Origin of the sequence: Arcticibacter svalbardensis MN12-7, from assembly GCF_000403135.1 — a bacterium.
Classification (GTDB): domain Bacteria; phylum Bacteroidota; class Bacteroidia; order Sphingobacteriales; family Sphingobacteriaceae; genus Arcticibacter; species Arcticibacter svalbardensis.
Genome location: NZ_AQPN01000043.1, coordinates 94687 through 106819, shown reverse-complemented (window position 1 = coordinate 106819; position 12133 = coordinate 94687). Strand labels below are relative to the sequence as shown.

The following is a 12133-nucleotide window of genomic DNA, read 5'->3' as shown; positions in this document are numbered from 1 at the left end:
CAATTCCTTTTAATTATTCTAATAGTATGTAGATAATTAAAAGGAATTAACAGCAGACCTTATATAACTTTCTTTTCCGGCTCCAAATTCAAACCCCTTTTTTTCAACAAGGCCTTAATTCCCGGTTCAGCACCACGGAACTTTTTGTACAGCACCATTGGTTCTTCAGTACCCCCTTTTTCCAGTACATTCATTCTGAAACTCTGGGCTTTCTCCTGGTTGAAAAGATCACCGGTTTCCTTAAATGCCTCAAAAGCATCAGTATCCAATACTCCGGACCAGATGTAACTATAGTATCCCGCAGAATAACCGCCAGCAAAAATATGATTGAAATAAGTGCTGCGGTAACGGGGAATGATCTCATCCATTAACCCCGCTTTTTTCATAGACTGACGTTCAAAAGAATCTACATCATCTTTCAGCTCTTTTGTCTGCGTATGATAATCCAGATCCAGGAGTGAAGCCGCCAAATATTCAATCGTTGCAAAACCCTGATCGAACGTACCTGTATGATGCAATTTCTTGATCAGTTCATCAGGAATGACCTCATTCGTTTTGTAGTGCCGGGCAAACATTTTTAGCACTTCAGGCTCAGCAGCCCAATTTTCCATAATCTGGGAAGGAAGTTCTACAAAGTCGCGCGATACTGCCGTGCCTGCAAGACTCCGGTACGTTACATTGGAAAGTAAACCATGTAAAGAATGCCCGAATTCGTGGAAAAAAGTAGTCACCTCATCAAAGGTAAGTAAGGCAGGTGCGTCGCCTGTAGGTTTTGAAAAATTACATACAATAGAGATCACCGGACTGATCCGCTTTCCATTCTCCATTTTCTGTGAGCTGTATGAGGTCATCCATGCCCCTCCACGCTTAGATGCACGAGGAAAGAAGTCAGTATATAAGATCCCAATATCTGTTCCATCCGCTTCAGATACCTCATAAGCAGAGACTTCTTCATGATATTTAGGAAGGTCAGTAAGCTCCTTGAACTGCAGGCCATATAACTTCGTGGCTACACCAAATACACCCTCGCAAACTTTATCCAGACTAAAATAAGGTCTTAACTCCTGCTCATCCAAATCGAAGCGTTCCTTACGCAATTCTTCAGTATAGTATTTCCAATCGTAAGGTGCCAGTTTGAATTGAGCTCCGGAGTCATCAATCATCCTCTGAAGATCGAAAGCCTCTCTCCCTGCTACATTCAATGCAGGTTGCCACAGCTGATTCAATAACTTATATGCATTTTCCGGAGTCTTAGCCATGGTTTCCTCCAACACATAACTAGCATGGTCTTTATAACCCAGCAAAGCTGCCTTTTCCCTACGGAGATTGACAATGTTCCTGACTATTTCTTTATTATCATGTGCGTTATTATTATCACCACGTAGGGTATACGCCTCCCAAATCTGTTTCCGCAGTTCCCTGTTATCCGCATATTGAAGAAAAGGCATCACACTTGGATTCTGTAAACTAAAAAGCCACTTACCTTCATTGCCCGACTGTTTAGCACTTTCGCCAGCTGCTAAAACCAGTTCTTCCGGTAAACCGGAAAGATCTTCTTTTTTATCAATCAGTAATTGATACGCATTAGTTTCAGCTAAAAGATTCTGTCCGAAGTTTAAACCTAACAAAGAAAGTTTAGCGTTAATTGTCCGAAGTTTTGCCTTGTCTGCCTCATTTAAATTCGCACCACTTCTAACGAACGACTTATGCGTTTTCTCCACTAGTTTTATCTGCTCAGCATTCAGCTTTAAGCTTTCATGCGTGTCCCATAACTGTTTTACACGGAGAAAGAGCGGATGGTTCAGAATAATATTATCGTGATGAGCCGCTAATTCAGGAGCCATTTCTCTGGCAATTGCCTGAATCTCTTCGTTAGTATTGGCCGAATTAAGATTAAAAAATACAGATGATACACGGGTTAACAGCTGTCCCGAATTTTCCATCGCTAAAATAGTATTTTCAAAACTGGGCTCAGCCTCACTGTAAGCTATGGAAGTAATTTCCGCCGACTCTTGTTTCATCCCCTCCAGGATAGCAGGTTTGAAATGTTCGATCTTAATCTTATCGAAAGGAGGAACATGAAAGGGGGTAGTATATGTTGTGAAAAATGGGTTCATCGTAGTTGTTTGACTTTTAACATTTGGCATATAGGTTAAACTTAAATCAAAAGCTGCATTAATCAGTATCTTTTTATCAAATCGAGCAGCGATCCATTAACAAACGTATAATTTAAATAAAGTGGAACATGTTTGCTCTCCACTATTTTCCATTCTTTTAACTCATCAATGAAAGTTGGAGCAGCGTATCCTGCTTTCACAGATACCGGGGTATAGAAATCCTGTCGGGAAGGATGATCGGGAGTAACGCCATGATAAACCAGACCGTATGCCTCTTTTTCGATTATCTGGCAAGTTATTCCTATGCAATCATCGAGATGAATCAGGTTTACTGGTGCCTGGCCATTAGGAACCGCTGTTTTTCCTCCAAAAAACCGTCCTGGATCACGTCCCGGACCTATTAATCCCGAAAAGCGAAGTACCGTTGTGGTCAAACCGGGAGTTGATTGTAAAAGTCTCTCTGCGGAAAGAATTGCCTTTCCTGAATCCGTTTCAGGTTGTGGAATTGAGGATTCATCTACTTTGGTATTGGTGTCGCCAAATACAGAGCTTGAACTGATAAATATAACCTGCTTAACCGCCGAATTTTTAATCATACGCAGTGCATGTTCAATTTTAGGCAGGTAATTACCCTCCTTACCTGAACGCATTCGGGGTGGAAAAGCGATCACTAAGACTTCAGAATCAAAGAATGCGGATACGTCTTTAACATCCTCGTTTGCCAGATCAATCAAGTAAGCCTCTATCCCTTCGTCGGTAAGTGCTGTTAATTTGTCAGGAGTGGTAGTAGACCCATTTACCCGATATCCCAATGTTATCAATTGTTTGGCCAGGGGCAATCCAAACCATCCGCAACCTAAAATACTAATTCCAATTTTTTTGGCCATCTATAAATAGTTTTTCAAATTTATGAATATTAAGAGTACATGAAGCATAAGTTCAATTGATGTATTTAATTGTCTTGTTAATAAAAAATGAACCCAAATATGTACACTTATCGCGCGAATCGGTCAATTTGTTAAACTTTGTATAAAATAAATTAATTCAAACCTGATTTATATCGGCAAATATAAGCCCTGTTTTATCCTAACTGAATAGCTTTAAAATGAAGCGTTTAATACGCATATGGGCAATGAAATTTACATTAGAATTAGGATGTGGGAGGTCTGTTTTGCTTCCTTTGGCATACAAATTGACGTTTAGTGTCTATAATAATATTCATTAATACATTAGTATGAAAACGTCATTTAAACTATTCACAGCAGCATTCGCAATAGCAGCATTAGTATTTGCAACAGAAACAAAAGCACAGGATTCCCAAGCATGGCGCCTTGGAGTAGGTATTAATCCGGGTGTGTCTATAGATAGTCCTTATGGATTTGTATTAGGAGGTGATCTTAAATTGCAGAAGGATCTTGTAGGACCTGTATCTTTAACATTAAGTACTGGTTATACTAATTTCTTTGTTAAGGATGAATTCAAACCAGCTGATGATCTGGGAATTATTCCATTGAAGGCAGGAGTTAAAGTATTTGTTACTCCTAACTTTTATGTAGGTGGAGAACTAGGTGCTGGTTTTGGAACCAATGATGGAGCTGAAACTTCATTCGTATGGGCACCAGCAATTGGTTGGGGATTTGGTAACGGATTAGATCTTGGAGTACGTTATGAGGAATTTACGAAATATGATGCAAGTCAGGTTGCTTTACGTATCGCATATGGATTTAATTTAAGTAAATAATTAAGTAACAATTTACAAAAAAGCCGTTGAGAAATTTGATCTTCAACGGCTTTTTTATGGTGTAACAGATGCCTCACATAAATATTTATCCCTCTTAACCCGGATTTCATTAATTTAATTATTAAATTTACTGTAGACAGGATATTTTTACACCCTACTATGATAAGAAAATAATATATTTGTGGCGTTTACAACCTTATAAAGTTTAATTTTAACTGATTATCAATTCATTCTTGTTTTAAAGAAAATAATCTTTTAACTAATAGAAGATTGCTTATTTCCTTTTAGAGAGATATTATTTTTGTTTCGGCATATTTATTGATGCAATCATCATTGTTAGATAAAATAATTAATAGGCTAAACCCAATCATAGAATACATACATAAGTAATGGTTAAGTTATTTGCAGGCGGATTTCCCCGCGATTTAGAAGAATTAGAGCTGAAAGATATCTTTGAACAATATGGTACAGTTGATGCTGTAAATATAGTACGAGATAAGCATACCGGTATAAGCAGAAGATTTGGCTTTGTTGATATGCCTAACGAAGAGGAGGCGGTATTAGCTTTGCAGAATCTCCATGAAGCGAGTATCGATCAGGATGTAATTAGCGTTACTTATGCGGACGACCGCAAAAAAGAAAAACCTGAACCTGCTCCACGCACTTTTGGAAGAAAGGTTGAAGTGAAGGTTAAACCAAAAATTTATCAAAAGGTAAGCAGACCAGGAGAACGTGTAGGTGGCAAGCGTCCAAGAAAACGAATTTAATCTCTATTTATAAAATATATTTCAAAGAGGTTGTCTTTAAAAGGGCGACCTCTTTGTGGTTAATGCCAATTTTATTGGGCTGGTATGATCCAGTTTTCATCGGATACTTATTTCTTATAAATTTGCTTTGGATTACCAATTCTTTATCTTTCTTTATATAATGTGGAATGGTTTTTTATGAAATGAAAGCTTTCCCATTTTTTAAAACGAATCATATTTATTTTACTAAAGAGTTTTATTTCTTTCGGAATGGAATCCGGCCTTTCGGGATGATGTCTAGTGTCACTTCCTTTACTTTAGCCTTTTTGCTAGTTGCACTAATCAGTTTGCTAATTCTGTTTTCCAACCCTAATATCAGGAGATTTCCTCTATAATCCATTAACTTGATCTTTTCTTCTCTACCAAGATAGTTGGATGGCTGTGTGTCAACCATTTTTAATTGGTAGTTTGAGGGGTTCTCTGATTGGAGGGTTCCTATGATCGCACAAGGGCTGAACGCTGCACTATTCAATAAGATACTTTCATTGGTTTGATTGATAGGAGAGTAGAGCATCAATGACATACTCACCAATGCCAGACAATCATCAGGGACTTTTTTATTAAAGGTGATCACTTGTCCTTCAATGCTTTGATACCCTTCCAGATCAACATCCTGAAAACCAAGGTTTTCATAGTACTCTTCCCTGAAATTAAAAGCAACCAGCATTAACCTTATGCGGTGTTTCATATAGGCTCCACTAGTGCTTTTAGGCCTTTTGATCCCTGTTTGGGTGTTTAAAGATCCTAAAGTAACACTCACAAAACCTTCTTGGGTTTTACTTACCGAGTGGCTCATTTGAAGTACTTCATGCAGCTTACTGGTCGCATTAAAATCCAATCCCAGTAAAAAAGAAAGGTCTGCATCATGGAGATCTCTTTTTCCTTTTTCTCCACTGACATTATTTAATATAGACCTATAAACCAGTTGTGTACTCCTGTAAGCCGCCGTCCCATCCTTAAAATAATAGGCCGGTTCAAATGCAGTCCTTATAACTGCTGCTGCTGAACTCGAAAGTCCAAACTCAGTAGCACTCCTGATCGTCTTTTCGGTTTGCTTAAATGCCTTTGCCTTGCCCTGGATGATATTCTTTCCTCTGTACTCCCGGTAAATTACTGAACCTGCGGTTCCATGTACCATTCCTTTGTTATCTATAGTTGCCATACTGTTTTGTTATTTGCGTAAAGTAAATACTAAAGATTTTTAAGGACGAAATAAAAGCTAAATCTTCTCAAATCTTCCATGAAACGGTATGAATTTTCTTAAAATAGCATCAAGCTTAAATTTCAAACCTGCCAAAGCAAAATATTTATGTTCATTTATTCTTCTTTGAATTTCTTGTTAATGTGCTTTGACTAAAGTTCGAAATTGGAATAAGCCAGGTTAACAGATAAAATGATTGTAATTCAATGTGAATATTAACTAATAAAAACCTAAGGTAAGTCCGACTTTAACTAACCGTGGTTGGACTCATATCTGATTCTTATTGCAATCTTATTAGAAGTATTAAAGTGAAAATTACAAGCTGTCTATTAAGAAATCAGCGTTTCTGGATTCAAATAAATCGTTAGATCCACAAAGTCCTGATTATAAATGGGTAGATTGTGGTAAGGTTATCCAACCTTATCCGGGAATTACCAACTGGAATGCTATAGATGCTAATTTGATCACAGATGATAAAGGGAATTCGTACCTTGCTTTTGGCTCTTTTGGGACGGGCTGAAAAGATTACTTGATCTATCATGCGCATGATGATGGTAAATCTAAATTGCAGATCAAAGTATTGAAATGGGATGCTTTAGGTTGGCCTGAAGTGATTTAAAATTATAATTAACGTTTTAAAATGAAACTATACTTGAAGAAATTAAATCTGATGATTTTGTTATTCAGTGGTATGACAGCTGCTGCTCAGGATAAAATATATCAGATTAAAAGTCCGGATCAGTCCTTATCAGTAACTTTTGGTCTCCGTCGTACAGGTACCTTGTTTTATTCTTTAAACCGGAATAATGTAGTGGTGCTGGAACAGTCTAAATTGGGATTAATTCGTCAGGATGCTGACTTTTCCCGTAACCTGAAATTGATTTCAGCATCGGATATCACCATCACTACAGATCAATATGAGTTGTTGACGGCTAAACGTAAGCTCAATCAATATACAGCGAACAAACAAGTGTTTCATTTGAGTAATGCAACTGGTGCTAAACTGGATATAATCTTCCAGGTTTCTAATGATGGTGTTGCTTTCCGGTATTACTTCCCGGAGAAATCTACAGTAGTGAAGAAGATCACTGTAGAAGCCACGTCTTATAATTTTGCAGAAAATGCAAAGGGATGGCTTCAACCAATGGCTGATGCGCAAACGGGATTCGAGCATTCCAATCCATCGTACGAAGAAAATTATCAGCAGGGGATTGCTGTTGGTAAACCCTCACCGATACGGGCAGGTTGGGTTTATCCGGCACTATTTCAGGCAGGGGATACTTGGGTGGTCATTACGGAATCGGCACCTGAACGGAATTACTGTTATACCCGTTTGAATGCGCTATCTCCTAATGGTGAATATAGTATTAGCTTTCCACAGGGTCCGGAAGTGTTTTCTGCAGGAGCAGCTTTAAATCCGGAGTCTGAACTTCCCTGGTATACACCCTGGAGGATTATTGGTGTAGGGAGTCTGAAAACTATTGTAGAGTCTACTTTGGGAACAGACCTGGCTAAACCTGCATTGAATATGGATGCTTCCTTTATTAAACCGGGCAAATCTGCATGGAGCTGGGTGCTGTTGAAGGATGATTCTACGGTATTTAATGTGCAGAAGCGTTTTATAGACTATGCCAAGGATATGAAGTGGGATTATTGCCTGGTTGATGCGGAATGGGATAAAAAGATAGGATATGAAAAAATTGCTGAGCTTGCCGCTTATGCTAAGAAAAAGGACATTGGTTTAATCCTGTGGTACAATTCAGCAGGAACATGGAACACTGTTCCGTTTACTCCAAGAAATCTGTTGCTCACGAAAGAAAGCAGGGTAACTGAGTTTGCCAAGTTAGAGAAGATGGGGATCAAGGGGGTTAAGATAGATTTTTTTGGAGGTGATGGACAATCTTTTGTGCAATATTACCAAGACATCTTACAGGACGCGGCTGACCATCATATACTGGTCAACTTTCATGGTGCTACCTTGCCTCGCGGCTTACAGCGCACCTATCCTAACCTGATGACCATGGAGTCAATTAAAGGAATGGAGTTCAGGACATTTTTACAGGCTAATGAAGATATGCAGCCTGTTCATTGTACTACGATCCCTTATACGCGTAATGTTTACGATCCGATGGATTATACACCCATGGTTCTGTATAAAATTCCAAATATTAAAAGAAGTACAACTAATGGATTTGAGCTGGCATTACCTGTTCTATTTCTGTCCGGAATTCAGCATTTTGCAGAGACCCCTGAAGGGATGAGCCATGTGCCTGGGTATGTAAAAGAGATGCTTAAAACGCTTCCAGCTAGCTGGGATGATGTTCGTTTTATAGATGGTTTCCCAGGCAAAAGGGTAGTTATTGCGCGTCGTTCGGGAACAAGATGGTTTGTTGCCGGTATTAATGGTGAAAAAGAAGATAAAGAGCTTACCCTGGATCTTTCGTTTATCAATTCTACGGGAAAGATGATTACGGATGGAGCTCAGGATCTATCCTTTGTTCAATCGGATGTTATACCATCCAGAAATACGCTAGTCAAAGTAAAGGCTGCCGGTGGTTTTGTTATTGTATTTGAATAGGAGGAAGACTCATCAATTAGTGGATCCTTCATTCAGGAAAATATAAAATGTTAAAGAAATAGTTGCTTCTGGTACTGGTATGTCTGTTTTTTAATAGGGTAGATACAAAATATTAGCAATCCTTTTATATATAATGGGATTCTCATGTGCTAACATGTTGTTCATTAAGTAAAATGTCTATCAGGCTTTATTTTTTTTCATTTAAATATAACCAGATTAGGTTCGATGATCTGCTCGTTTTTAACTAATTACAGTATCGTATGTAGGAATTAATGAGAAATTATGTGTAATTAATAAAGCTTATCTATGAGGTAAACTGATTTAATTCTGTCTCCAAAGGTATTGACGTAGGGAAAAGGAAAGATTTACTTATTTATTTTTATAGCTTAAAAATATTCTATTTGAAACAAAAAATTCAAAAGTTTCTTTTATGATTAGAAAACTTATTTATGGAAAATCAAGAAATTAATAATCAGGTACCTGAAGAGCATGCAGGTACAGAAGAACAAAGAAATGATACTGCGGATACAGGAGATGATACCATTGGTGAAAATACCGAATTGACTCCTTTAGCATTGGAAGTTCTTAAGGACAAGGACACTGATGCTGAAATAGAAAAGAATCAGGAGGAAACAGACTTTCCTGAAAAAAACGGTTAAAATAAAATAACTTATAAACATACCATCATCTGATCTTTACAAAAGTGGACCAGGCGATGGTATGCATATAATTATATCGTAATTCAAATACTAATCTAAAGTTCTTTTAGTTCCCCTACAACTTTGGCCATTGTTGATTTAGCATCGCCAAATAGCATCAGACAGTTAGGATAGCCGAATAGCTCATTCTCAATACCGGCATACCCTGCATTCATGCTTCTTTTAGATACGATTACAGTTCTAGCCTTATCGACATTTAATATTGGCATGCCGAAAATAGGGCTTTGAGGATTGGTATGAGCAGCAGGATTAACCACATCGTTTGCACCGATAACTAAAGCGATATCCGTATTTGCGAATTCATCGTTAATTTCATCCATCTCAATTAATTTATCGTATGGAATATTTGCTTCGGCAAGCAGCACATTCATGTGTCCTGGCATACGTCCGGCTACTGGATGAATAGCAAATTTTACTTTTATATTCTTTTTCTCCAGCAAATCAGTCAGCTCTTTTACAACATGTTGCGCTTGAGCCACAGCCATACCATATCCTGGAACAATAATAACAGAAGATGCAGAATCGAAAAGCATAGCAGTTTCTTCCACACCTATTTCTTTAACGACGATATCATCACCACTGGTTGAAGATGTACCAACGGTTTGACCAAATCCACCCATTAAAACATTCGCTAATGAACGATTCATGGCTTTACACATAATTTGTGTCAGAATTATACCCGAAGTACCTACAAGAGCTCCAGCTATAATTAATACCTGATTGTTCAGAACAAATCCTGTTGCACAAGCAGCGATCCCTGAATATGAGTTCAGCAAAGAGATCACTACCGGCATATCGGCACCTCCAATGGGTATCACAACAAGCACACCCAGGAGTAAACCTAAAAATAAGACACCTATCATCCAAATTTCTATGTTGGGATTTAATACAACCAGCACCGATAATACAAGTATGACCAGTAGAATAATTGCATTAATTAAATGTTGTCCTTTAAAAGTAATGGCATGACCGTTAATCAATCCTCTCAATTTACCAAACGCAACCATAGATCCGGTAAAAGTTATAGCACCAATTATTACACTTAAAACAACCGTAACCGCAACAATAGCGTCCATGGTTAAGCCGTCGTTATGTGCCTGTCTCCAATACTCCGATGCTGCAACCAGTACAGATGAAGCTCCCCCAAAGCCATTTAATAGGCCAACCATCTCAGGCATTTGTGTCATTTCAATCTTTTGGGCCGCATAGGTACCAACAGCAGAGCCAATTAAAATGGTAATAAAGATTTCGGTAAAACTTAATACCTGCGAATCGAGTAAGGTTACCAAAACGGCAATAAGCATGGCAACAGCACTCAGTGTATTTCCCCGTCGAGCAGTAGTTGTTTTGCCAAGCATCTTAATGCCTACAATAAATAATACTGAAGCAAGCAGGTAAGCCGCCTGTATAAATAATTTAAGATCCATGTACTATTTTTTCTTTTTAAACATCCGTAACATCCGGTCGGTCACTACATACCCTCCAACCACATTTAATGTAGCAAGGAATAGCGCTGCTATACCTAATACTTTACTAACAGGAAAGCCAGCAGGGCCAGCAGCCACTATTGCTCCAACAATAGTAATTCCTGAGATGGCATTAGAGCCCGACATTAAGGGTGTGTGTAATGTAGGGGGAACTTTAGCGATCAGCTCAAAGCCCACAAAGCTGGCAAGTACCAGCACATATAGCAGTATTATTAAGGTTTCTGCATTCATACTTTATTTTTATTTAAAATTTCTTTTGTAAACTGATGGACAACTTCGCCCTGATGGGTAATAAGGGAGCCTTTTGTTATTTCTTCATCCATATCCCATTTAAAGGAGTCTTTAGTAGCGAGATGCAGTAGAAGCGTGCTAATATTCTTTGCATAAAGTTCACTTGCATTGACAGAAACCATTCCAGGCAGGTTAGATTCGCCAATAATGGTAACACCATGTTTGATTACGGTGCAATTAAGTTCACTTATCGCGCAATTACCTCCACTTTCTACAGCCATATCAATTATGACAGATCCTGGTTTCATACTCTTAACCATATCTTCAGAGACCAAAAGGGGTGCTTTTTTCCCGATCACAAGTGCTGTAGTAATTACAATATCAGCCTCGGCAATATGTTTGACAATAAGTTCCTTTTGTTTTTGCAGGTATTCTGCAGAAACTTCTTTAGCATAACCTCCTTCTGTTTGAACCCCTTCGGCCTGTACTTCAAGAAATCTCCCTCCCAATGATTCTACCTGCTCCTTTGTTTCTGCACGAACATCCGTAACTTCAACTACCGCACCTAAACGTTTAGCTGTAGCCACCGCTTGTAAACCTGCAACTCCGGCACCAAAAATCAATACCCGTGCAGGTGTTATTGTACCCGCAGCAGTCATCATTAATGGGAATATTTTGCCAAGGGCGTTTGCACCTAATAGTACAGCTTTGTAACCTGCAAGATTAGCCTGCGAGCTTAAAGCATCCATTTTTTGTGCACGCGAAATACGAGGTACAGCATCCATTGCGAACGCGGATATCTTCTTGACTAACAAAGCCTCTATTATCTCAGGAACAGTATAGCCATATAGAAACGATATGGTTATTGAACCTTCTTTCAGGAGCAATAATTCGTCGACCAGTGGGGCATTTACCTTCAAAAGAACATCCACTTCAGTTAAAAGAGCTTGTTTATCTGAATAAACACGCGCACCTGCAGCTTCATAAGCAGAATCGTAAAAACCGGTTGCTAAACCTGCACCGGCTTCAATAAAACATTCAAATCCAGCTTTTATAAGTGATTTAACACTATCTGGAGTAAGTGCTACCCGTTTCTCGGGTTCTTTGCACTCTTTAACAACAGCAATTTTCAAGTGAAATGGTATTTAATCTGGTTAATAATCAAGAAACGAAAGTAAAATGAATAATCTGTGTAAAAAATGATTCAAGGCACTTTTCTGCATGAGTTAGAAAATGAGAGGCATAATTAGCTT

At 38.4% G+C, this 12133-nt stretch carries 10 protein-coding genes; 4 read left to right on the top strand and 6 right to left on the bottom strand.

Translation table 11 applies throughout. The features are described from left to right. Positions 1–59 precede the first annotated feature (59 nt). Together ADIARSV_RS05065 and ADIARSV_RS05060 are read right to left on the bottom strand one after the other, a co-directional pair. Positions 60–2117 (bottom strand): M3 family metallopeptidase, encoded by a 2058-nt coding sequence (locus tag ADIARSV_RS05065; protein WP_235048362.1) that lies wholly within the window; start codon positions 2115–2117, stop codon positions 60–62. A gap of 62 nt (positions 2118–2179) precedes the next feature. Beyond that, complete coding sequence (locus ADIARSV_RS05060) at positions 2180–3004, bottom strand: SDR family oxidoreductase (protein WP_016194336.1); 825 nt, start codon at positions 3002–3004, stop codon at positions 2180–2182. A 347-nt stretch (positions 3005–3351) separates the two neighbouring features. Between ADIARSV_RS05060 and ADIARSV_RS05055 the strand changes: the two genes are divergently transcribed. Beyond that, positions 3352–3858, top strand: coding sequence for a hypothetical protein (locus tag ADIARSV_RS05055; RefSeq protein ID WP_016194335.1), 507 nt, complete (start codon positions 3352–3354; stop codon positions 3856–3858). A gap of 389 nt (positions 3859–4247) precedes the next feature. After that, complete coding sequence (locus ADIARSV_RS05050; RefSeq protein ID WP_016194334.1) at positions 4248–4625, top strand: RNA recognition motif domain-containing protein; 378 nt, start codon at positions 4248–4250, stop codon at positions 4623–4625. A gap of 235 nt (positions 4626–4860) precedes the next feature. Here the strand turns inward: ADIARSV_RS05050 and ADIARSV_RS05045 are convergent, their stop codons facing one another. Then, complete coding sequence (locus ADIARSV_RS05045) at positions 4861–5826, bottom strand: hypothetical protein (RefSeq protein WP_016194333.1); 966 nt, start codon at positions 5824–5826, stop codon at positions 4861–4863. A gap of 691 nt (positions 5827–6517) precedes the next feature. Between ADIARSV_RS05045 and ADIARSV_RS05040 the strand changes: the two genes are divergently transcribed. Next, positions 6518–8443: a glycoside hydrolase family 97 protein gene (locus tag ADIARSV_RS05040; RefSeq protein ID WP_235048361.1), complete on the top strand. Its 1926-nt coding sequence runs from the start codon at positions 6518–6520 to the stop codon at positions 8441–8443. A gap of 449 nt (positions 8444–8892) precedes the next feature. After that, on the top strand, positions 8893–9102 hold the full coding sequence (locus tag ADIARSV_RS05035) for a hypothetical protein (protein WP_016194331.1): 210 nt from the start codon (positions 8893–8895) through the stop codon (positions 9100–9102). A 95-nt stretch (positions 9103–9197) separates the two neighbouring features. Here ADIARSV_RS05035 and ADIARSV_RS05030 read toward each other — a convergent pair whose 3' ends face one another. From ADIARSV_RS05030 to ADIARSV_RS05020, 3 genes are read right to left on the bottom strand one after another with little or no spacing between them, the layout of a single operon-like run. Next, on the bottom strand, positions 9198–10589 hold the full coding sequence (locus tag ADIARSV_RS05030; RefSeq protein WP_016194330.1) for an NAD(P)(+) transhydrogenase (Re/Si-specific) subunit beta: 1392 nt from the start codon (positions 10587–10589) through the stop codon (positions 9198–9200). 3 nt (positions 10590–10592) lie between these two features. After that, a complete protein-coding gene (locus ADIARSV_RS05025) occupies positions 10593–10880 on the bottom strand; it encodes an NAD(P) transhydrogenase subunit alpha (protein ID WP_016194329.1) in 288 nt (95 codons plus the stop codon). After that, positions 10877–12013 carry a Re/Si-specific NAD(P)(+) transhydrogenase subunit alpha gene (locus tag ADIARSV_RS05020; RefSeq protein WP_016194328.1) on the bottom strand — a complete coding sequence of 379 codons (1137 nt, stop codon included), beginning with the start codon at positions 12011–12013 and terminating at the stop codon, positions 10877–10879. The genes ADIARSV_RS05025 and ADIARSV_RS05020 overlap by 4 nt, the downstream gene beginning before the upstream one ends. Between the last annotated feature and the right edge of the window lie 120 nt (positions 12014–12133).